The organism is Mesorhizobium sp. M0518 (assembly GCF_040321125.1).
In the GTDB taxonomy this organism is placed as follows: domain Bacteria; phylum Pseudomonadota; class Alphaproteobacteria; order Rhizobiales; family Rhizobiaceae; genus Mesorhizobium.
In genome coordinates this window covers 76,195-97,653 of record NZ_JAMYQY010000004.1, presented here as the reverse complement: position 1 = coordinate 97,653, position 21,459 = coordinate 76,195, and the positions used below count along the sequence as shown (strand labels likewise).

At 63.7% G+C, this 21,459-nt stretch carries 16 protein-coding genes; 10 read left to right on the top strand and 6 right to left on the bottom strand.

Annotation, left to right across the window (positions count from 1 at the left end; translation table 11 throughout):
• Nucleotide 1: 1 nt before the first annotated feature.
• The 3 genes from NKI66_RS07205 to NKI66_RS07195 form a co-directional block, all read right to left on the bottom strand.
• Nucleotides 2-1,435, bottom strand: a complete 1,434-nt coding sequence (locus tag NKI66_RS07205; protein ID WP_023812334.1) for a UbiA family prenyltransferase — start codon at nt 1,433-1,435, stop codon at nt 2-4.
• Between the two features lie 202 nt (nt 1,436-1,637).
• On the bottom strand, nt 1,638-1,901 hold the full coding sequence (locus NKI66_RS07200) for a hypothetical protein (RefSeq protein ID WP_023812335.1): 264 nt from the start codon (nt 1,899-1,901) through the stop codon (nt 1,638-1,640).
• 154 nt (nt 1,902-2,055) lie between these two features.
• Nucleotides 2,056-4,542 carry a mechanosensitive ion channel family protein gene (locus NKI66_RS07195; RefSeq protein WP_023812336.1) on the bottom strand — a complete coding sequence of 829 codons (2,487 nt, stop codon included), beginning with the start codon at nt 4,540-4,542 and terminating at the stop codon, nt 2,056-2,058.
• Nucleotides 4,543-4,798: 256 nt separating this feature from the next.
• Here NKI66_RS07195 and NKI66_RS07190 point away from each other — a divergent pair, with 256 nt between their 5' ends.
• From NKI66_RS07190 to NKI66_RS07170, 5 genes are all read left to right on the top strand, one after another.
• Complete coding sequence (locus tag NKI66_RS07190) at nt 4,799-6,058, top strand: sarcosine oxidase subunit beta (RefSeq protein ID WP_023812337.1); 1,260 nt, start codon at nt 4,799-4,801, stop codon at nt 6,056-6,058.
• A 17-nt stretch (nt 6,059-6,075) separates the two neighbouring features.
• Nucleotides 6,076-6,390, top strand: coding sequence for a sarcosine oxidase subunit delta (locus NKI66_RS07185; RefSeq protein ID WP_023812338.1), 315 nt, complete (start codon nt 6,076-6,078; stop codon nt 6,388-6,390).
• Nucleotides 6,387-9,395 carry a sarcosine oxidase subunit alpha gene (locus NKI66_RS07180; RefSeq protein WP_023812339.1) on the top strand — a complete coding sequence of 1,003 codons (3,009 nt, stop codon included), beginning with the start codon at nt 6,387-6,389 and terminating at the stop codon, nt 9,393-9,395. The genes NKI66_RS07185 and NKI66_RS07180 overlap by 4 nt, the downstream gene beginning before the upstream one ends.
• Complete coding sequence (locus NKI66_RS07175; protein WP_023812340.1) at nt 9,388-9,990, top strand: sarcosine oxidase subunit gamma; 603 nt, start codon at nt 9,388-9,390, stop codon at nt 9,988-9,990. Before NKI66_RS07180 ends, NKI66_RS07175 begins: the two co-directional genes overlap by 8 nt.
• A gap of 168 nt (nt 9,991-10,158) precedes the next feature.
• Nucleotides 10,159-11,601 carry an MFS transporter gene (locus NKI66_RS07170; RefSeq protein WP_023812342.1) on the top strand — a complete coding sequence of 481 codons (1,443 nt, stop codon included), beginning with the start codon at nt 10,159-10,161 and terminating at the stop codon, nt 11,599-11,601.
• An 11-nt stretch (nt 11,602-11,612) separates the two neighbouring features.
• Here the strand turns inward: NKI66_RS07170 and NKI66_RS07165 are convergent, their stop codons facing one another.
• Complete coding sequence (locus tag NKI66_RS07165; protein WP_023812343.1) at nt 11,613-12,317, bottom strand: nitroreductase; 705 nt, start codon at nt 12,315-12,317, stop codon at nt 11,613-11,615.
• A 180-nt stretch (nt 12,318-12,497) separates the two neighbouring features.
• Here NKI66_RS07165 and NKI66_RS07160 point away from each other — a divergent pair, with 180 nt between their 5' ends.
• The 5 genes from NKI66_RS07160 to NKI66_RS07140 are packed head-to-tail and all read left to right on the top strand — an operon-like array spanning nt 12,498 to nt 20,082.
• The gene (locus NKI66_RS07160) at nt 12,498-13,085 is read left to right on the top strand and encodes a helix-turn-helix domain-containing protein (RefSeq protein ID WP_502895354.1); all 588 of its coding nucleotides are present in this window, start codon (nt 12,498-12,500) and stop codon (nt 13,083-13,085) included.
• 20 nt (nt 13,086-13,105) lie between these two features.
• Complete coding sequence (locus NKI66_RS07155; protein WP_352751324.1) at nt 13,106-15,559, top strand: GcvT family protein; 2,454 nt, start codon at nt 13,106-13,108, stop codon at nt 15,557-15,559.
• Nucleotides 15,556-16,461: a homocysteine S-methyltransferase family protein gene (locus NKI66_RS07150; protein WP_023812346.1), complete on the top strand. Its 906-nt coding sequence runs from the start codon at nt 15,556-15,558 to the stop codon at nt 16,459-16,461. Before NKI66_RS07155 ends, NKI66_RS07150 begins: the two co-directional genes overlap by 4 nt.
• A complete protein-coding gene (locus tag NKI66_RS07145; protein WP_023812347.1) occupies nt 16,454-17,635 on the top strand; it encodes a pyridoxal phosphate-dependent aminotransferase in 1,182 nt (393 codons plus the stop codon). Before NKI66_RS07150 ends, NKI66_RS07145 begins: the two co-directional genes overlap by 8 nt.
• Nucleotides 17,632-20,082 (top strand): GcvT family protein, encoded by a 2,451-nt coding sequence (locus NKI66_RS07140; protein ID WP_023812348.1) that lies wholly within the window; start codon nt 17,632-17,634, stop codon nt 20,080-20,082. Before NKI66_RS07145 ends, NKI66_RS07140 begins: the two co-directional genes overlap by 4 nt.
• Before the next feature lie 101 nt (nt 20,083-20,183).
• Here NKI66_RS07140 and NKI66_RS07135 read toward each other — a convergent pair whose 3' ends face one another.
• On the bottom strand, nt 20,184-20,771 hold the full coding sequence (locus NKI66_RS07135; RefSeq protein ID WP_023812349.1) for an NAD(P)H-dependent oxidoreductase: 588 nt from the start codon (nt 20,769-20,771) through the stop codon (nt 20,184-20,186).
• The gene (locus NKI66_RS07130; RefSeq protein ID WP_023812350.1) at nt 20,771-21,352 is read right to left on the bottom strand and encodes an NAD(P)H-dependent oxidoreductase; all 582 of its coding nucleotides are present in this window, start codon (nt 21,350-21,352) and stop codon (nt 20,771-20,773) included. Before NKI66_RS07130 ends, NKI66_RS07135 begins: the two co-directional genes overlap by 1 nt.
• Between the last annotated feature and the right edge of the window lie 107 nt (nt 21,353-21,459).

Genomic DNA, 21,459 nt, shown 5'->3' with positions numbered 1-21,459 from the left:
CCTACCAGCCCCCGATGACCAGCATCACCGCACCGATCAGCACCACGATCTGGCTGCGCCAGTCGCGGATGATGAACACGACCGGATCGTCATGCATCTCGTTGCGGCGCGCCAGGATCCAGACGCGCATGGTGAGATAAAGCACGATCGGCGCCAGCGGCCAGATCAGCCATGGATGCGGATAGAGCTCCCGCACCGCGACACTGTCCATGTAGAGCGCCAGCACCAGCGCCGAGGAGAAGGCCGAGGCCATGCCGGCCTGGGCGACGATCTCCTGGTCTTCGGTGCGATAGCCGCGGCCGGCAATGCGCTCGCCAGGCGGAATGGCGGTGGTGCGCAATTCGACGAAGCGCTTCACCAGCGCCAGCGACAGGAAGAAGAAGATAGAGAAGGCCAGCAGCCAGAACGAGACGTCGACGCCGGTCGCCGCCGCACCGGCCAGGACGCGGATCGTGTAGAGGCCGGCGAGCGTCAGCACATCGACCAGCAGCATGCGCTTGAACGACAGCGAATAGGCCGTGGTGACGACCATGTAGCCGCCAAGCACAGCCAGAAATTCGTGCGACAAGAACAGCCCGGTGCCGAAGCCGATCGCCAAAAGCATCGCAATCGCGCCAAGTCCGAACGGGATGGACAGCGCACCGCTGGCGAACGGCCTGTTGCGCTTGGTGAGGTGTTTGCGGTCGAGCGCGAGGTCAAAGAAATCGTTGAGGATGTAGATGGCCGATGCCACCGCACTGAACGAGACGAATGCCAGCAGGCATTGCCAGATCATGTCGGTGTTGAAATATTCGTGCGAGAGCACCATCGGCACTGCGATCAGCGAATTCTTCAGCCACTGATGGACACGCAGCATCTTGACGATGGTCCGCAAAGTCGGCTTCGGCGCCGGCATCGTCTCGGCGCCATGTGCCGCCTGCCAGCGCGCGGCATGGCGGTCGGGCGCGACGACGATCGCGTTGCGCGCTGCATCAAAGACTTGGAGATCGTGACGGCTGTTGCCGGCATAGTCGAAACCGCCATCACCATAGGCTGCGATCAGCGAAGCGCGCTTCCTGCCCGAGGTGAGATTGGCGAGACCATCGGTGGCCAGCACCTGGTCGAAAATGCCGAGATGGACCGCGATGGCATCGGCGAACTTGCGCGGCGTGCCGGTCGCCAGCACGATCTTGCGGCCTTCGGCATGCTCGGTCCGGAGGCGGCAAAGCAGCACCTCGCGATAGGGCAGCGATGCCGGATCGATGTCGATGCGCTGCGCGATTGCCTGCTTCAGCCGCGCCGGTCCGCCGGCGGCCCAGAAAGGCACGAGGAAGATATAGAGCGGGTTCTTCTTGAGAAGGATGAACAGCCCTTCCCACAACAGGTCGGTCGCGATCAGCGTGCCGTCGAGATCGACCGCAAGCGGTATTGCGTTCCTGTCCGACCGCGCATCCATGTCCTACCCTGCCCGCGTAGAGTTGCGCGCCGCTTTTCGGCGTCTTGAGGCTGGTATAGCGGGCGATGACGTAGCGAACGTTAAAACGCACGGTTGCAGACGGCTGCCATGGGGGTATTTCCGGCGTCATTGTTAAACAACCGCTACCGGAAACGATAAAAGGCCGGGCAAATTCCCGGCCTCCGCAATCGTGACGCCAGGATTACTTGATGCGGGCGACACCGCCCGAAATCTCGACGGTTTCCGAACCGGTCAGGGCTTCGAGGTCGCCATTGGGCAAGGTGACGAAGCAGCCATTCGGGCAGAACTCAACCGTTTCGCCACCGGCCAACGCAAGGTCGGTCTTGCTGCCGCCCTCGGTGACGACCAGCGTTCGGGTCTCGGCGTCCTTGTTGACCGCGCTCGCGGCATGGACCGAGCCGATAGCGGCGACCAGGGCGACGGCAGCGACGAGAGACTTCCACATGGTGCAATATCGGTGTTCCCACCGCCTCTGTTGCATTTCGCAAGGCATTTTCGCCTTTGCATGGAGCTTATATGAGATGGAAGCTGAACCGCAACTGAATGCCCCATTCATGCCGCAATCGGCTTTCGATGGTTGAGACCCACCGATTCCCAGCCTAGTCCGGATCTGGCTTCCTGGTTTTGCGGGACTTGACTAGTCGCTTCTTCTCCGCCTCGGCTTCGGCCTTCACCTGCTCCTGTTCGGCGAAGTCGGCCTCGATCTTGTCGTCGTCTGTCGGCCAGGCCTTGGGCTTGTGGGCCTCGACCACGGCGCGTGGCGTCGAGGGCATCTCGATGTGTTCGCTGCTGAATTTTTCAAGCACGGCAAAACGGATGTCGTTCTGCGCGATGTTGCCGTTCATCACATCGGCCAGGAACACGCGGATCTCGAATTCCAGGGCGGCAGGGCCGAAATTGGAAAACAGCACGAAGGGTTCGGGGTTCTTCAGCACCATCGGGTGGCTGCGGGCGATCTCCAGCAGGACGGCATGAACCTGCTTGACGTCGCTGCCATAGGCGACGCCGACCTTGATGTCGATGCGGCCGAGCTTGTTGCGGTGCGTCCAGTTGCCGACGGCATTGTTGATCAGGTTCGAGTTGGGCAGGATCACCGATTGCCGCTGGAAGGTTTCGATCTCGGTGGCGCGCACGCTGATCTTCTTGACTGTGCCGCTGACATCGCCGGCAACGATCCAGTCGCCCACCTTGAACGGCCGTTCGGCCAACAGGATCAGGCCGGAAACGAAATTAGACACCACGTTCTGCAGGCCAAAGCCGATACCGAGGGAAAGAGCGCCGGCGACCAGCGCCAGGCTGGACAGGTCGATGCCCGCCGCCGAGATGCCGACCAGTGCCGCGAGCGCGACGCCGGCATAGCCGACCGCCAGCCGGATCGAGTTGCGCACGCCGGTATCGACCTTGCCACGCGCCATCACGGAACCGTCGAGCCAGCCCTGGAACCAGCGTGTCAGGAAATAGCCTATGACGAAGACGACGATGCCGGAGAGGATGCCGGTGACCGAGATCGTCACCGAGCCGATGTTGATCCCGGTTGCGAGCTTGTAGGCCCAGGCCTGGATATCGCCGGGCTGGAAACCCCACATCAGCAGGATCAACGGCAGGAACACCAGCACGATCATCACATTGATGGCAACGCTGACGACAAGGCCGAGCTGGTCGAGGGCTGTATCCTCGTAGCTGGATTTGGCCGACAGCCAGCGCCCGACGGTCGTGTTGGCGAAAGCACCCTCCTCGCCGATCGCCTGCGCCGACAGGAAGCCGATATAGGCGGTGATCAGCACGGTGCCGGTAACGACGACCTGCAACGAAACGAACAGAGCAAGGCCGATGTAACCGAGCAGCGCCGCGACGATGGTGAAAAGACCGAGCGCAAGCGCCGTATAGCGCAGCCATGCCGGCCAAGGCCGCCAGCTTCCGTCACGCGCCTTGAACGGCCTCAGCATCGCCATCAGGATCAGGATGACGCCGACGATGATGGTGGCGCCGAAACTGCGGGCGATGGTCAGCGACAGCGGCGAGCCCATTTTGTCGTTGATGACCGACAGGAAATAATTGACGCCGATGACCACGGCCATGGCGGTCGTCAGCCGCACCAGCCAGCGCGCCGGACCTGTCTCGACGGGGATAAGGCGCCAATTCGGCAGCCGCGGCTCGAGCGCCGCATTGGTCAATCGGTTGACGCAGAACACCACCCCGATGACGGCCGCGAGCGCATTCAGGAAGAGGCCGATGTCGCCACGCAACACATTGTAATAGTTGAAAAAGAACACCGTGGAGGCCAAGAACACGCCAACCGCCAGCGTCGGCAGCAAGGTCGACCAGAAGGCCACCGACAAGCGGCTGAGATAGGATGGATCCTCATTGGCAGGGTCGGCTTCGAACACGCGCCCGAACAGGCGCCGGCCACCGACCAGCAGCACCAGCGCCAGCCCGAGCGCCACGAAGGTTGCCGCCAGAATGGCCTGGAACTTGAACTTGAAAGCGAAGCTTAGCCATGACGACACCGCTTTGTAGAAATTGCCGAATTCGTCCCTGGCGTCCGAAAAGACCTGCGGGCTGAGCGCGTCGGACAGCACATAGCGCTTGGTGAGCACATTGCGGAACAGCTCGCTGCGCATGTTGCCGATCTTGTCGATCAGCCCGCTGATGCGGATCGAAAGCGATTGGGCTTGCGCAATGACGGCATTGATCTCCGCCTTTTCCGACACCAGCGCCTCGCGTTCGCCGCTGACGATGTCGGGCTCCGGCGGCTGACCCGCGGCAGGTGCCGCGCCAAGCTGCTCAAGACGGCTGTTGATCTCGCCAAGACGCGTACGGAAGGCCAGTGCGCTGTTCAGCGATTGCCGCGACAGCTCCTCGAGTTGCAAGCGGATATCGACAAGGCTGCTATCCTCCTCGCCGTCCTGCTGTATCTGCTTCTCGAAATTGTCGGTCTTGGTCGTCAGCGCCTGGATGATCTTCTGCTGGTCGGCGACCAGTCCGGCAGGCGCCTGGCCAAGCCCCTGTGCCACCGCATCGAACGACAGCGGCGCCGAGACGACAAGCGTGAGGATCAAAATGAGACGAAGCAATCGGAAAAGCATGATTTGTTGGCGACTCATCGGCGGCGAAGGCAATTTGAAAGCCTGTCCTTGATAAAGACGGCCCTATCATGGGGCAAGCCGTCGCATCGCGGACTCATCCGATCATTGACCTCACTGATCCTGACTCTCATTGAGCCCAGACCCCATTGATCCCCTGACCGATGCGTCGGCCAGTCGAAAGGCGATGGCGCAATATTGGCTTTGCCGGTGCGGCCTGCTCTATAGTCTGCCGCATCGCCCGAACCGGATGACATCAATGGCAGAGTACTCGGCCTTTTCGCTGCTCGCGAACGCGCTCAAGGGAAACAAGGATTGGAAGCCGGCATGGCGCAAGCCGGACCCGAAGGCGTCCTATGACGTCATCATCATCGGCGGCGGCGGTCATGGGCTGGCGACCGCCTATTATCTTGCCAAGGAACACGGCATCACCAATGTCGCCGTTGTGGAAAAGGGCTGGCTCGGCTCCGGCAATGTCGGCCGCAACACAACGGCGGTGCGCTCGAACTATCTGCTGCCGGCCAACACCCGCTTCTACGAACACTCGATGAAGCTGTGGGAAAACCTTTCGCACGAGCTCAACTACAATGTCATGTTCTCGCAGCGCGGCTGCCTGAACCTGGCGCACACGCCGGCCCAGTTCGACGACTATGCAAGACGCGGCAATGCCATGCGCCATCTCGGCGTCGATGCCGAACTGATGACGAAGGCTGAGATCAAACGTCTGATTCCGGCGCTCGACATCTCCGACAGCGCGCGCTTTCCGGTGGTTGGCGGCCTGATGCAGCGACGCGCCGGCACCGCCCGCCATGATGCGGTGGCCTGGGGCTATGCGCGCGGCGCCGACCGTCGCGGCGTCGACATCATCGAAAACTGCGAGGTCACCGGCTTCCTGCGCGACGGCGACCGCATTTCAGGCGTGACGACGTCCCGTGGCGACATCCGCGCCAGGAAGGTGGCCGTTGCGGTCGCCGGCAGCACCGGGCGTGTCATGCAGCTTGCCGGTATCGAGACAATGCCGATCGAGAGCCATGTGCTGCAGGCCTTCGTCACCGAATCGCTGAAACCCTTCATCGACACGGTCGTCACCTTCGGCATGGGCCATTTCTACATGTCGCAGTCGGACAAGGGCGGCCTCATCTATGGCGGCGACATCGACGGCTACAACAGCTACGCCCAGCGCGGCAATTTGCCCGTCGTCGACGAGGTGATGAGCGAAATGCTGGCGCTGTTTCCGGGCCTTGCGCGCGTGCGCATGCTGCGCTCCTGGGGCGGTGTTTGCGACATGTCGATGGACGGCTCGCCGATCATCACCACCGGCCCCCTGCCCGGCATGTATCTCAACTGCGGCTGGTGCTATGGCGGCTTCAAGGCGACGCCGGCTTCCGGCTGGTGCTTCGCCTGGACCATCGCCAAGGACCAGCCGCACGATCTCAACGCCCCCTTCACCCTCGACCGCTTCCACCGCGGCCTGGTGATCGACGACAAGGGCCAGGGTGCAAACCCGCGGCTGCATTAGGCATTAGGTAGAGTTCAATGTTGATCACTTGCCCCTATTGCGGCCCGCGCGACGTCATCGAGTTCACCTATCAGGGTGACGGCAACCGTGAGCGCCCCGACCCCGCCTCGCAGAATTTCGAGGCGTGGAACGCCTATGTCTATGACAGGCTGAACCCGGCCGGGGATCACAACGAGATCTGGCAGCATTCCGGCGGTTGCCGCACGCATCTGCGCGTCGTGCGCAACACGCTGACGCATGAGATTTCCAGCGTTGCTTTTGTGCGCGGTGATCATCAAGGGCGCGGCGATCATGGCTCCGCCGCGCGCCGCAAGGCGGAGGACAAGTCATGAGCCCGCGCCGCACCGACACCGGCGGCCGCATCGACCGGCTGAAAACCATCCGCTTCACCTTCGATGGCGCGGCCTACACCGGCCATGCCGGCGACACGCTGGCGTCAGCCCTGCTGGCCAAGGGCGTCACGCTTTACGGACGTTCGTTCAAATACCACCGCCCGCGCGGCCTGCTCACAGCCGGCGTCGAGGAACCCAACGCGCTGGTGACGGTGCTGAAGGGCGAGGTTCGTGAACCCAACATCCCAGCGACCATGGTCGAGATCCATGACGGCCTGGTTGCCATCAGCCAGAACCGCTTTCCCTCGCTTGCCTGGGACATCAACGCCGTCAACCAGCTCGGCGGCAAGATCCTGTCGGCCGGGTTCTACTACAAGACCTTCATGGGACCGGTGTTCGGTCCGCTCAAAGGCACGCGCTTCTGGATGTTCTGCGAACACTTCATCCGTCGCGCCGCCGGCCTCGGCAGCGCCGGATCGGCAAAGGACCCGGCCCGCTACGAACGCATGAACGCCTTTTGCGACGTGCTGGTGGTCGGCTCCGGCCCCGCCGGCCTGATGGCCGCCAAGGCTGCCGCCGATCAGGGCGCCCGCGTCATGCTGGCCGATCTCGAGCCGCGTTTCGGCGGTTCGGCCAACTGGTCCGATGAAACGATCGACGGCGCGCCTGCCGCCGATTGGGCCCGTCGCACGGTCGCCCAGCTCGAAGGCCGAGACAATGTCCGCCTTTTGCCGCGCACCACGGTCTGGGGTTACTACGACAACAACACGCTTGCCGCGCTCGAACGGGTCAGCGACCATAAGGATCAGCCAGGCAAGGGCGAGCCGCGCCATCGCTATTGGGCGATCCGCGCCAAATCCGTGGTCCTGGCCACTGGTGCGTTCGAGCGGCCGCTGGTCTTCCCCGGCAATGACAGGCCCGGTGTGATGCTGGCGCATGCCGCCGAGCGCTACGCCAACGAATTCGGCGTGCTGCCGGGCGAGCGGATCGCACTGTTCACCAACAATGACAGCGCCTATCGGGCGGCGGTCGCCTTGAAGAAGGCCGGTGCCGCGGTCGTCGCCATCGCCGATGTCAGGCCGGAACTTTCGCCGGAGATGCGCAAGCTGGCCGCGGAAGCCGAGGCCGAGATCTTCGCTGGCCATGCCGTCGTCGCCACCGAAGGCGGCAAGGCGCTGTCCGGCCTCAAACTGCAGCGCTTCGACATGACCAACGGCACGCTCATCGGTGATGCACGCAGCATCCATGCCGATTGCCTGCTGATGTCGGGCGGCTGGTCGCCGACCATCCATCTGGCCAGCCAGGCCGGTGCCAAGGCGGAATGGAACGCCGCCCGGCAAGCCTTTCTGCCGCCGAAGCCGACACAAAAGTGGCCCCCACAGCAATGGATCGGCGCCGGTGCCTTCACCGGCAGTTTTTCCACCACCGAAGCCATCGCCGAAGGCCGCGCCGCCGGCCTCGCCGCCGCCGGCGGGCAGAGCACACCGTCCATGCTGCCGACCGTCGAAGCAGTGCCCGGCGATCCCGATCCCGCCCCGGTGTTCGAGATCAGGGCCAAGGGCAAGAGCTTTGTCGATTTCCAGCACGACGTCACGGCTGAGGACGTGCGGCTGGCCCACCGCGAGGGCTTCGTCTCGGTCGAGCATCTGAAACGCTACACCACGCTCGGCATGGCGACCGACCAGGGCAAGAGTTCCAACGTGCCTGGCCTCGCAATCATGGCCGAAGCGCTGGGCAAGCCGATCCCCGAGGTCGGCACGACGCGCTTCCGGCCGCCCTTTGCACCGGTGTCGATCGGCTCGCTGGCGGCCGAGCGTTTTGGCGACCTGAAGCCCGAGCGGCTGACTCCGATGCATGACTGGCATCTGGCCAGTGGCGCGACGATGTATTCCGCCGGCCTCTGGTACCGGCCGATGATCTACGGTCATGCCGGCGAGACGGTCGAGCAGGCCTATGTGCGCGAAGCCAAGGCGACGCGCGAAAGCGCAGGGATCGTCGATGTCTCGACGCTGGGCAAGATTGCCGTGCAAGGCCCTGACGCCGCCGCATTCCTCGACCGCGTCTACACCAACATGTTTTCGACGCTCGCCGCCGGCAAGGCACGCTACGGGCTGATGCTGCGCGAGGACGGCCTAGCCTTCGACGACGGCACCACTTGGCGGCTCGGCGATCAGGATTTCCTGATGACCACCACCACGGCCAATGCCGGCAAGGTGATGCAGCATCTGGAGTATTTCCTCGACGTGATCTGGCCGGAGCTGAAAGTCCACGTGACCTCGGTGACCGACGAATGGGCGGGTGCCGCGATCGGCGGGCCGAAGGCCAGGCAGATCCTCGCCGCCTGTGTCACCGGCACGTCGGTCGACAACGCCGCCTTGCCCTTCATGGGCATCGTGCGTGGCGATATAGCAGGCGTGCCGGTGATGATTTGCCGGCTGTCCTTCTCCGGTGAAATGGCCTTCGAAGTCTATTCCGGCGCCGGCCACGGCACCCATGTCTGGGAAGCGCTTATTGAAGCCGGCAAGCCGTTCGGGCTGGCCACCTATGGGCTCGAGGCACTGGGCACCATGCGCATCGAAAAGGGCCATGTCACCGGCGCCGAGATCGACGGCCGCACCACGGCACGCGACCTGCATCTCGACTGGATGCTGTCGAAGAAGAAGCCTTTCATCGGCTCGGCGATGATGGACCGCGAAGGCTTGATCGCATCGGACCGCCTTGAACTGGTCGGCCTGATCGCCCTCGATAACCGGCCACTCAACGGTGGCGCCCACATCGTCGAGGAGGTTGACGAAGCCAATCCGCACGACTCCATCGGCCATATCACCGCCTGCTGCTATTCGCCGGCGCTCGGCAAGCATATCGCGCTGGCGCTGGTCAAGGGCGGCAAGGCACGGCAGGGCACGCGCGCCCATGTCTCCGATCCCTTGCGCAACCGCTTTGGACCGGTCGAGATCGTCTCCAACCACTTCTTCGATCCGGACGGGAGCCGCATGCATGGTTGAGCGCCAGTCACCCGAACCCTTGTCGCCACTCGAACCGGAATTTCACGTCGGCTCACACGGCAATTTCGAGCATGGCGTCGAGATCATCCTGACCGAGACGCGGCCTGGCTCGATCGTGCAGCTGGCAGCGTGGCCCGGCGAGGAGAAGAAGCTGATAGCAGCCATCCGCACCGTCACCGGGCTTGCTCTGCCCGATGGCGCAGGCGGCGGCTTGAGCGACGGCGTGAAATCGGTGTTCGGCTTCGCGCCGGGAAAGTTCACTATCGCCGACGAGGCCGAAGGGTTGGCCCCCGCCTTTGCCAAAGTGGTAACGCCGGCCATCGGCACCGTGACCGATCTTTCACATGGCCGCACCGCCATCCGCATTGCCGGGCCTAAGGCTGAATGGGTGCTGGCGAAATTCTTCGCCATCGACTTTTCGCTGCCGGCCTTTCCCATCGGCGCCGGCCGCTCGACCACCCATCACGACATCTTCGCCCAGATCCAGCGCACCGGCGCCGACCAGTTCGACATCTATGTCTTCCGCTCATTCGCACGCTCGTTCTGGAAGGCGCTCTGCCATGCCAGCGAGGAAGTCGGCTACGAGGTGCAGTAGGCGCCCTGTCGGCCAGGGCGCCGCGTCACTTCTGGCATCAACGCCAGCCGGTTCTGCCGCTAGAGAATCGCGCCTCGGGCGCTCATGGTTGGAAACATGACCGCCAGGCCGGTCCAAGGGGTAAATCCCGTCTCAGAGTCGGCACATTCGTTTGGTTCGAACATCTCCATGACCGCAGAACTATCCGCCGGCGCCACGGATTGCGCCGATGTGCCGGCCAGAGCCTTGCTCCTGCTGCCGCTAACGGTCGCCTGCGGCGTGTTCATGACCAGCCTCGACCAGAATGTCGTGGTGACCGCGCTGCCGGGCATCAGCGAAAGCCTCGGGCGTCCGCCCAGCCAGCTCGGCCTCTTGATTACCGTCTATGTCGCCAGCCTGATCATCTCGATGCCGCTTGGCGGCTGGGCCGCCGACCGCTTCGGACTGCGCAACGTCTACTGCTTTGCCTTGCTGGTGTTCGCCGCCTCGTCGGCGCTCTGCGGGCTGTCCGACAACATCTGGACGCTGGTCGGCGCCCGCGCGCTGCAAGGCTTTGGCGGCGCCTTGATGGGCACGCTCGGCCAGGTCGTCATCCTGTCGACCTTTCCGCGCAGCCGAACGCTGAAGATCAACATGTACATCTCGCTGGCCGGCCAGTCCGGACCGTTGGTCGGTCCGCTCGTCGGCGGCGCGCTGACCACCTACATTTCCTGGCGCTGGATCTTCTTCATCAACGTGCCGTTCGCGCTGGCTGCGGCAATTCTTGCCGCCTCGCTGTTTCCGACGATGACCAAGCCGGTGCGCACGCCGTTCGATTTTCCGGGCTTCCTGCTGGTCGGCAGCGGCATGGTCCTGCTGGTCTTCGGCATGGATTCGCTTGCCGCCAAGGATGCCGCGGGCGGCATCATCGCCGCCGAACTGGCGCTGGCGCTCGTTATCCTGACCATCGCCTCGTTCTACTGCCTGCGCGTGCGCAATCCGCTGCTCGATCTCAAGCTGTTGCGCATCCGTACCTTCCGCATTTCGTTCCTCACCGGTGGCGGGCTGGACACGATCGGCCTCAGCTCCGTCGTCTTCCTGCTGCCGCTGATGTTCCAGCTCGGCTTCGGCATGAGCGCGGTTCAGGCGGGATCGCTGACCTTCGTCGCCGCGGTCGGCTCCGTGGCCATGCGGTTCTTCATGCCGCGTGTCCTCAACCGTTTCGGCTTTCGCCGCGTGCTGGTCTACAACACGCCCATCGTCGCCGCCCTGGTTGCCGGCTTCGCGCTGATGCAGGCGACGACGCCGGTATGGATCGTGCTCACCTACATCTTCGTCTTCGGCGTCTTCCGCTCCGCGCAATGGGCCTCGACCGGCAACCTCGCCTATTCCGACATCGCGCCCGAGCAGCTCGCCCGTTTCAGCGCGCTCTATTACATATTATGGCAGCTGGCAGTGGCGATCAGCGTTGGCCTGGCCGCCGCGGCACTGTCGTTTCTGGCGGGCGGCGGCCCTGCCGTCGCCGACGACTTTCGCATCCTGTTCGTGATCGAGGGCGTCATCACGCTCTGCGCGCTGCTTGCCTACCTCAAGCTGACGCCGCAAGACGGCGTCCATGTCAGCGGCCACGGCGCACAGATGAACACGGAATGAAGCTGGCTGGCTTACTCGCTGAACGTCACCCACTCTTCCAGCGGCACGCGGTCGGTGCGGAAGGCGTTTTCAGGCTTTGACGTATCTTCGTAACCAACCGCCATGCCGCAGACGACGATCTCTTCGTCCGGAATGTCGAGCACCGGCCTGATCTGCCGGTGATAGGGCGCGAAGGCCGCCTGCGGACAGGTGTGCAGACCCCTGCCTCTAGCTGCGACCATGATGTTCTGCAGGAACATGCCGTAGTCGATCCACGAGCCCTGGTTGAGGCGGCGGTCGATGGTGAAGATCATGCCGACCGGAGCGTCGAAGAAGACGAAGTTGCGGTCGTGCTGGGCGCGCATCTTGTCGACCTCGCGGCGACCAATGCCGAGCGCGCCATAGAGGCCGAAACCGTTGGCGCGGCGGCGGGTCAGATACGGCTCGAAGAACTGGGTGGGATAATACCGGTACTCGTCCCAATCGGCTTTTTCGGCGCGAATGCCGGAATTGAGAATGGCGTCTGATATCCGCTGCTTGCTCTCGCCCTTGGTGACATAGACTTTCCATGGCTGCATGTTGGTGCCGGATGGGGCGCGCGCCGCAACCGCCAGAATGGCGCGGATGGTGTCGTCGTCGACCATGTCGGGCAGGAATGCGCGCACCGAACGGCGCGACAGGATCGCCTCGTCGACAATCTCGGCATCGCCCGCGATTCGGGGGTTATTTTCCAGCATGGGCCGTCCCTTACCCTTTGTCTCGATCGGACGTCCCCACTCGCCGCTCTCGGCGGAGCCTTTGCATGAACCGTCAAAATCGCGCAAGCAAATCTTGTGCATCCGTGAAAATCTACTTGATTTTTTCATGAGCTTGATTTCTCATGAAATTTGACGGTATTTTTTCATGAAGAGAGCGTTTTGCCTTCGACTACCGCAAGAACATTGCAGGGACCTGACGAACGCGTGCTGGCCGGCGATATCAGGGCCCTGCGCAAGGCGCGCGGGCTGACGCTCGCCGAGATCGGCCTGAAGCTTGGCCGTTCGGTCGGCTGGGTCAGCCAGGTCGAGCGCGGCCTGTCGATTCCATCGCTCGGTGACCTCCGAGCCTTCGCCGAACTGTTCGGCGTGCCGATCAGCCTGTTCTTCAGCCATGACGTGCCTGTCGAAAGCGAGCGCGGCGTGGTCGTGCGTGCCGGCAGGCGCCGCACGCTTGGCACAAGCGAATCCGGCCTGGTGGAGGAGCTTCTGTCGCCCGATCTCGGCGGTAGCTTCGAGATGGTGCGTTCGGTCTTCGCGCCGGGCGCGGAACTGAAGGCCGAGGCGCAGCGGCCGACCGAGGAAGCCGGATACGTCGCGTCCGGACTGTTCGACATCGAGATCGGAGGTGTCTGGCATCGGCTTGGCGAGGGCGACTCCTTTCGCTTCGAAGGCAAGCCCTACCGCTGGCGCAATCCGGGTGCCGAGCCGGCAATTGTCATCTGGGTGGTTTCACCACCCGTCTATTGAGTTCAAGTTTGGAGAAGAACATGGCGGGTTTGCCGAGCACGGCGCGCGTGGTGATCATCGGAGGCGGTGCCGTCGGCACCTCCTCGCTCTACCATCTCGCCAAGGCGGGCTGGACCGACTGCGTGCTCTTGGAAAAGAACGAGCTGACTTCGGGCTCGACCTGGCATGCCGCTGGCAACGTGCCGACTTTCTCCTCGTCCTGGTCGCTGATGAACATGCAGCGCTGTTCGACCGAGCTTTATCGCGGGCTGGCCGACGCGGTCGACTATCCCATGAACTATCACGTCACCGGCTCGCTGCGCCTTGCCCACACGAAAGAGCGCATGCAGGAATTTCAGCGCGCCAAGGGCATGGGCCTCTACCAGGGCATGGACATCGACATTGTCGGTGTCGACGAGATCCAGCGTCGCTATCCCTTCATCGAGACGCATGACCTGAAAGGCGCGCTCTACGACCCGAGCGACGGCGACATCGATCCGGCGCAGCTCACCCAGGCGCTGGCCAAGGGTGCGCGCGACATGGGCGCGAAGATCATCCGCTTCTGCCCGGTCACAGGCGTGCGCCGTGAGAACGACGAATGGGTGGTCGAGACGGCACAAGGTGAGATCCGCTGCGAGATCGTCGTCAATGCCGCCGGCTACCGCGCCGCCGAAGTCGGCCGGATGTTCGGCCGCGACGTGCCGATGATGGTGATGAGCCATCAGTACATTTTGTTCGAGGAGATTCCCGAACTGGCGGCATGGTCGAAGGAACAGGGGAAGAAACTGCCGCTGCTGCGCGACGTCGACACCTCCTACTATCTTCGCCAGGAGAAGAACGGCATGAATCTCGGCCCCTATGAGCGCAATTGCCGCGCGCATTGGGCCACCCACAACGACCCGATGCCGGAGGATTTTTCCTTCCAGCTGTTCCCCGACGATCTCGACCGGCTCGAACATTATCTGGCCGACGCCGTCGCCCGCGTGCCGATCCTGGGCACCGCCGGCCTGTCCAAGATCATCAATGGCCCGATCCCCTACACGCCGGACGGCAATCCGCTGATCGGCCCGATGCCCGGCGTTCCCAATGCCTTCGAGGCCTGCGTCTTCACCTTCGGCATCGCCCAGGGCGGCGGTGCCGGCAAGGTGCTGGCCGAATGGGTGACAGAGGGCCAGACCGAATGGGACATGTGGTCATGCGACCCGCGCCGCTTCACCTCCTTTGCCGCGGCGCCGGACTATTGCGTCGCCAAGGGCATGGAGATCTACGGCAACGAATACGCCATCCAGTTCCCGCGCCATGCCTGGCCGGAAGGCCGCGACCGCAAGCTGTCGCCGATCCACGATCGCATCAAGGCGCTCGGCGGCCGCTTCGACGCCTATAATGGCTGGGAGCGCGCCACCTGGTATGCGCAAGAGGGCGATGATATTTCAGAGGAAGCGACGCTGACCTTCCGCCGCGACGGACCGTGGCATCATCGCGTGCGCGATGAATGCCTGGCGGTGCGCGATGCCGCCGGCATTTTGGACCTGCCGGGTTTCTCGCGCTTCAACCTCGAGGGTCCGGGCGCTGCCGAATGGCTGAGCCTGCAGGTCACCGGGCTGGTGCCAAAACCCGGCCGCATCGGTCTCGTCTATTTTGCCGACGACAAGGGCCGCATCGTCACCGAAATGTCCGTCGTGCGCCACGACGAGAACGTGATGACGTTGATCACCGCGGCGGTCGCCCAATGGCATGATTTCGAATGGCTGAAATCGCGCCTGCCCAAGGACGCCCCGTTCAAGCTGATCGACCGGACCGAGGAATTTTCCACCCAGATCCTGGCCGGCCCCAACTCGCGAAAAATCCTCGCCGATGTCTGCGAAGCCGACCTCGCTTTGCCGTGGCTGACGCATCAGGAAACGAAGATCGCCGGCCGCTGGGCCAAGCTCGTGCGCGTCTCCTTCGCCGGCGAACTCGGCTGGGAAATCCACACCAGGATCGACGACACCGCCGCCATCTTCGATGCCATCTGCGCGGCGGGACAACAGCATGGGCTGAAGCCGTTCGGCATGTATGCGCTGGATTCGCTCAGGCTCGAAAAAGGCTACCGCACCTGGAAGGGCGACCTGTCGACCGACTATTCGATCCTGCAGGGCGGGTTGGAGCGCTTCGTCAAATGGGACAAGCCCGACTTCCGCGGCAAGGCGGCACTCCAGAACGAAAAGCAGCAAGGCGTGAAGAAGCGCTTCGTCACGCTGGTGGTGGAAAACCCCGGCGATTGCGACGCTCCGTCAGTTTCTACACTCTGGCATGACGGCAAGATCGTCGGCGAGACGACGTCGGGCGGCTGGGGTCATCGCATCGACAAGTCGATCGCACTCGGCATGCTGCGCGCCGACCTGGCCGAACCAGGTACATCAGTCGAGGTCGAAATCTTCGGTGACCGCTTTCAGGCGATCGTGCAGAAGGATGAACCGCTGTGGGATCCGAAGAACGAAAGGCTGCGCGCATGAAGAAAATCATCCTCACCGATGGCGGGATGGGCCAGGAACTGGTCCGCCGCAGCAAATCCGAGCCGACACCGCTTTGGTCGGCCAGGGTGCTGATCGACGAACCCGATTTGGTGCGCGACCTGCACGCGGAATTCATCCGTGCCGGCGCACGTGTCATCACCATCAACACCTATTCTGCGACACCCGAACGCCTGGCGCGCGAGGGCGCGGAAGACCTCTTCAAGCCATTGCAGAAGCGCGGCATCGAATTGGCCAGGCAGGCCCGCGACGAGGCCGGCGATGCAGCCATCGCCGGCTGCCTGTCGCCGCTTTTCGGCAGCTATGCACCGGCACTGACCATTTCCTTCGAGGACACGCTCGATATTTACCGCCGCATCGTTGCCGAGCAGGCCGATGGCGTCGACCTGTTCCTGTGTGAAACCATGGCGTCGGCGGACGAAGCCCGCGCGGCGGTCACCGCGGCATCGGAAAGCGGCAAGCCGGTATGGGTGTCGTGGACGCTGGCCGACCACGGCAAGCCACGGCTGCGCAGCGGCGAGACAATAGCCGCCGCGGCAGGCGCGCTCGATGGCCTGGCAGTCGCCGCGCGGCTGGTCAATTGCTGCCGGCCGGAAGCAATCGCCGCGGCTTTGCCTGAACTGATCGACCTCGGCGGCCCGGTCGGCGCCTACGCCAATGGCTTCACTTCAACCGAAGCACTCAAGCACGGCGGCACCGTCGATGTGCTGCACGCCCGTCACGACCTTGGCCCGGATGCCTATGCCGACCAGGCGATCGGCTGGGTCGAGGCTGGGGCAAGCATCGTTGGCGGCTGCTGCGAAGTCGGACCGCCGCACATCGCCGCCCTGCGCGACCGGCTCGAACAGGCCGGCTACGAAATTTCGGGAGTTTTGCATGCCTAGACCATCATCGCGTATTTCCGGCATCGTGCCTTCGGGCAAGGACGGCTGGGAAGTCCATTTCGCCGCCTGGACGCGCAAGGAGGCCGGCGAAGACATCATCATGCTGTCGGTTGGCGACCATGATTTCGACACGCCCTCGCAGACGATCGAAGCCTGTGTGACCGCGGTTCGCGGCAGCAATCATCACTACACCCCGCTTCCCGGCTTGCCGCGCCTGCGCAGGGCGATGGCGGCGGCCTCGACCGCCTGCACCGGCGTCGAGACGTCGCCGGATCAGGTGATCGCCACACCGGGTGGCCAGGCCGCACTCTACGCCGCCGTGCAGGGCGTGCTCGACCAGGGCGATCACGCCATCGTCGTGGCGCCCTATTATGCCACCTATCCCAACACGTTCAGCGCCGCAGGCGCTGATTTCACCGTCGTTGAGACACCGGCCGAGGATGGCTTCCAGCCGCGTGCCGACATGATCCGCGCGGCAATCCGGCCGAACACGCGCGCCATCCTGATCAACACGCCGAACAATCCGACAGGTGCTGTCTATTCGCGCGAGCGGCTGGAGCAGTTGGCAGAAGTCTGCCGGGAGCACGACCTCTGGCTGCTGTCGGACGAAGTCTACTGGACGCTCGGCGGCGGCGAGCACGTCTCGCCGCGCTCGCTGCCAGGTATGGCCGAGCGCACGCTGGTCATCAATTCGATGTCGAAGAGCCACGGCATGACCGGCTGGCGCATGGGCTGGCTGAATGGGCCGGAGGAGATGATCACACTCATGATCAATCTCAATCTGGTGACGACCTACGGCCTGCCGGCCTTCATCTCGATCGCTTGTTCCGAGGCGCTGGAGAACCGTTACGGCGTCAAGGAGATCGCCGAACGTTACGCGGCACGCCGCACCGTCTTGCTCGATGCCGTGCGCGGCATGAACGATGTCACCGTGCGCGGTTCGGAGGGCGGCATGTATGTCATGCTCGACATCTCGGCCGTCGAACCGGACGACGAGAAATTCGCCTGGGCCCTGCTCGACAACGAAAAGGTTGGCGTGATGCCCGGCTCCAGCTTCGGCGAGGCGGCCGCCGGCCACATTCGCATCAGCCTCTGCCAGCCCGAACCCGTGCTGCGGGAAGCTGCACGTCGTCTGCGCCGCTTTGCTTCCAGCTACCGTCGCGAGGCAGCATGACCGCCAAGGCAGTTCCCGCCAAAGCAAAAGCGGTCATCATCGGCGGCGGCGTTTCCGGCTGTTCGGTCGCCTATCACCTGGCCAAGCTCGGCTGGACCGATATCGTGCTTCTCGAACGCAAACAGCTGACGTCGGGCACGACATGGCACGCCGCCGGCCTGATCGGCCAGTTGCGCGGTTCGCAGAACATGACCCGGCTGGCGAAATATTCCGCCGACCTCTACGTCAAGCTGGAGGCCGAGACGGAGGTCGGCACCGGCATGCGCCAGGTCGGTTCGATCACCGTGGCGCTGACCGAGGAGCGCAAGCACGAGATCTACAGGCAAGCGTCGCTGGCGCGTGCCTTCGATGTCGACGTGCGCGAGATTTCGCCCAGGGAAGTCAGCGAGATGTACCCGCATCTCAATGTTTCCGATGTCGTCGGCGCCGTTCATCTGCCGCTCGACGGCCAGTGCGACCCCGCCAACATCGCCATGGCGCTGGCCAAGGGCGCGCGCCAGCGCGGCGCCACCATCGTCGAGAATGTGAAGGTCACCAAGGTCCATACCAAGGCCGGCCGCGTCAGCGGCGTGTCCTGGGCACAGGGCGAAGACCAAGGCACGATCGAAGCCGACATCGTCGTCAACTGCGCCGGCATGTGGGCGCGCGAACTGGGAGCGCAGAACGGCGTCACCATCCCGCTGCATGCCTGCGAGCATTTTTACCTCGTCACCGAACCGATCCCCGGCCTCACCCGTCTGCCGGTGCTGCGGGTGCCGGACGAGTGCGCCTACTACAAGGAGGACGCCGGCAAGATGATGCTGGGCGCCTTCGAGCCGGTGGCAAAACCCTGGGGCATGGACGGCATCCGCGAGGATTTCTGCTTCGACCAGTTGCCGGAGGACATGGAGCATTTCGAGCCGATCCTCGAAATGGGCGTCAACCGCATGCCGATGCTGGCAACCGCCGGCATCCACACCTTCTTCAACGGTCCTGAGAGTTTTACGCCCGACGACCGCTACTATCTCGGCGAGGCGCCGGAGCTGTCCGGCTACTGGATGGCGACCGGCTACAACTCGATCGGCATCGTCTCCTCCGGCGGCGCCGGCATGGCGCTGGCGCAGTGGATCAATGACGGCGAAGCCCCGTTCGACCTGTGGGAAGTCGACATCCGCCGCGCCCAGCCGTTCCAGAAGAACCGGCGCTATCTCAAGGAACGCGTCTCCGAAACGCTCGGCCTGCTCTATGCCGACCATTTCCCTTATCGGCAGATGGCGACCTCGAGGAATGTCAGGCGTTCGCCGCTGCACGAGCATCTGAAGGTGCGCGGCGCCGTGTTCGGCGAAGTCGCCGGCTGGGAGCGCGCCAACTGGTTCGCTCGCGAGGGCCAGGAGCGCGAATACCGCTATTCCTGGAAGCGCCAGAACTGGTTCGACAACCAGCGGGAAGAACACCTCGCGGTCAGGAATGGCGTCGGCCTGTTCGACATGACCTCCTTCGGCAAAATCCGTGTCGAGGGCCGCGACGCCAGCGCTTTCCTGCAAAGACTGTGCGCCAACGACATGGACGTCGCGCCGGGCAAGATCGTCTACACCCAGATGCTCAACCAGCGCGGCGGCATCGAGAGCGACCTGACGGTTTCGCGGCTGTCGGAAACGGCTTTCTTCCTCGTCGTCCCCGGCGCCACGCTGCAGCGCGACCTGGCTTGGCTGCGCAAGCACGTCGCCGACGAGTTCGTCGTCGTCACCGACGTGACGGCGGCCGAAAGCGTGCTCTGCCTGATGGGCCCGGACGCAAGAAAGCTGATCCAGAAGGTCAGCCCCAACGATTTTTCCAATGATAAAAATCCGTTCGGCACGTTCCAGGAAATCGAGATCGGCATGGGCCTGGCCCGCGCCCACCGCGTCACCTATGTCGGCGAACTCGGCTGGGAACTCTATGTCTCGACCGACCAGGCGGCTCATGTCTTCGAGGCGATCGATGAGGCCGGCGCCGAAGGCGGCCTGAAGCTCTGCGGCCTGCACACGCTGGATTCCTGCCGCATCGAAAAGGCCTTCAGGCATTTCGGCCACGACATCACCGATGAAGACAATGTGCTGGAAGCCGGCCTTGGCTTCGCGGTGAAGACCGCCAAGGGCGACTTCATCGGCCGCGATGCCGTGCTGCGCAAGAAGGAAGCCGGCCTGTCACGCCGGCTCGTCCAGTTCCGCCTGAAGGATCCAGAGCCCCTGCTCTTCCACAACGAAGCGATCCTGCGCGACGGCAAGATCGTCGGCCCGATCACTTCAGGCAATTACGGCCATCATCTCGGCGGCGCGGTCGGGCTAGGCTATGTGCCATCCGAGGGCGAGAGCGAAGCGGATGTGCTGGCTTCATCCTACGAAATCGAGATCGCCGGCGAGCGCTTTGCGGCGGAAGCCTCGCTGAAGCCGATGTATGATCCGAAGGCCGAGCGGGTGAAGATGTAGCGCCTCTTACCCTCCCCCTTGTGGGGAGGGTCGGCTCGCGGTCGGAGCAGAGCGGAGATTGCGGGACGGGGTGGGGATAGCGCCCTACGAGACCCCGCTTCTCAAAACCGCTCCAGCTTTGCCCGCACCTTCGCCAGAAACGCCGCCCTTGTTGCCGGCGTCGAGGCATCCATCAAATAGTGCGCCAGGAAAAACGTCCGGCAGCGCGTCGCGCACAGCGCCCGCATGCCGCGCAGCAGGGTCTTGCGTCCCGGCTGGCCGACGACGACGCTCCACCAGGTCGGGGCGCCGCAGGTGGTGATGACACCGACCTTGGTCACATGCGTCATCAGCGACTTGATCCGCCCCTTGCCGGCCGGCAGCTTGAAGGCGACGTCCGTCGCCCACACCCGGTCGAGCCAGCCCTTCAGCATCGCCGGCAGTCCGTACCACCAGGTCGGATATACAAACAGGATCGCTTCGGCCCAGTTGAGCAGCTCGAAATGCGGCTTCAGCGCCGGGTCCTGCGGCGCCTGGTCATTGTAGGAGCGTCGCTCGTCGCAACCCATCACCGGGTCGAATTTATCGGCGTAGAGGTCGAGCAGCCGCACCTCCCAGCCTCGTCGCATCAGCACCTCGACGGCGCTGTCGCGAATGGCCGCACAGAAGCTGTCGGGCACCGGATGGCAGTAGACCACCAGCGCACGCATCAGAAGGCATCCATGCTGGCCGCGACCTTGGCAATGAATTTCCGCCGTGTGTCATCGGTCGAGAGATTCATCGCGTAGTGCGCGAGGTAGGTCACCGGCGCGCCCGGTTTGACGGTGGCGCGCAGCATGCGCTTGATCAGTTTGCGCGGCGGATCGCCCATCAGCATGGCGCGGAACCGGCTGCCGCCATAAGTGGTCACCGCCGCAACCTTGCGTATGTTGTGCAGCGACGGCTGCGCCATGCCGTCGACCAGCTTGAACGACACGCCGGGAAGGAAGACGCGATCGAAAAAGCCTTTCAGTATCGCTGGAAAGCCATAGTTCCAGACTGGATAGGAAAGCACCAGCGCATCGGCTCGCAGCAGGCGTTCGACATAAGGTGCGGCAGCGTCAGCGGCGCCGCGCGGATTGTGGTAGTCCAGCCTTTCCTGCCGCGTCATCCGCGGATCGAAATCCTCCGCGTAGAGGTCGCAGTCATCGACCGTATGGCCCGCCGCCGTCAACCGCTCTACGATCATGCGGTGCAGGCCGGCATTGAAGCTGGTCTCGACCGGATGGGCGTAAAGGACGAGGATGTTCACAGGGGAATATCCCCTAGGTCAGTGCGAGGCACCCCCCTCTGCCCTGCCGGGCATCTCCCCCGCAAGGGGGGAGATCGGACTGCCGTATCGCTTTCGCTAACTGTCGA

What these genes read in the sequence shown, in the direction of transcription:
- NKI66_RS07205 (WP_023812334.1), bottom strand. Translation starts at nt 1,435, where the DNA reads ATGGATGCGCGGTCGGACAGGAACGCAATACCGCTTGCGGTCGATCTC.
- NKI66_RS07200 (WP_023812335.1), bottom strand. Translation starts at nt 1,901, where the DNA reads ATGTGGAAGTCTCTCGTCGCTGCCGTCGCCCTGGTCGCCGCTATCGGC.
- NKI66_RS07195 (WP_023812336.1), bottom strand. Translation starts at nt 4,542, where the DNA reads ATGCTTTTCCGATTGCTTCGTCTCATTTTGATCCTCACGCTTGTCGTC.
- NKI66_RS07190 (WP_023812337.1), top strand. Translation starts at nt 4,799, where the DNA reads ATGGCAGAGTACTCGGCCTTTTCGCTGCTCGCGAACGCGCTCAAGGGA.
- NKI66_RS07185 (WP_023812338.1), top strand. Translation starts at nt 6,076, where the DNA reads ATGTTGATCACTTGCCCCTATTGCGGCCCGCGCGACGTCATCGAGTTC.
- NKI66_RS07180 (WP_023812339.1), top strand. Translation starts at nt 6,387, where the DNA reads ATGAGCCCGCGCCGCACCGACACCGGCGGCCGCATCGACCGGCTGAAA.
- NKI66_RS07175 (WP_023812340.1), top strand. Translation starts at nt 9,388, where the DNA reads ATGGTTGAGCGCCAGTCACCCGAACCCTTGTCGCCACTCGAACCGGAA.
- NKI66_RS07170 (WP_023812342.1), top strand. Translation starts at nt 10,159, where the DNA reads ATGACCGCAGAACTATCCGCCGGCGCCACGGATTGCGCCGATGTGCCG.
- NKI66_RS07165 (WP_023812343.1), bottom strand. Translation starts at nt 12,317, where the DNA reads ATGCTGGAAAATAACCCCCGAATCGCGGGCGATGCCGAGATTGTCGAC.
- NKI66_RS07155 (WP_352751324.1), top strand. Translation starts at nt 13,106, where the DNA reads ATGGCGGGTTTGCCGAGCACGGCGCGCGTGGTGATCATCGGAGGCGGT.
- NKI66_RS07150 (WP_023812346.1), top strand. Translation starts at nt 15,556, where the DNA reads ATGAAGAAAATCATCCTCACCGATGGCGGGATGGGCCAGGAACTGGTC.
- NKI66_RS07145 (WP_023812347.1), top strand. Translation starts at nt 16,454, where the DNA reads ATGCCTAGACCATCATCGCGTATTTCCGGCATCGTGCCTTCGGGCAAG.
- NKI66_RS07140 (WP_023812348.1), top strand. Translation starts at nt 17,632, where the DNA reads ATGACCGCCAAGGCAGTTCCCGCCAAAGCAAAAGCGGTCATCATCGGC.
- NKI66_RS07135 (WP_023812349.1), bottom strand. Translation starts at nt 20,771, where the DNA reads ATGCGTGCGCTGGTGGTCTACTGCCATCCGGTGCCCGACAGCTTCTGT.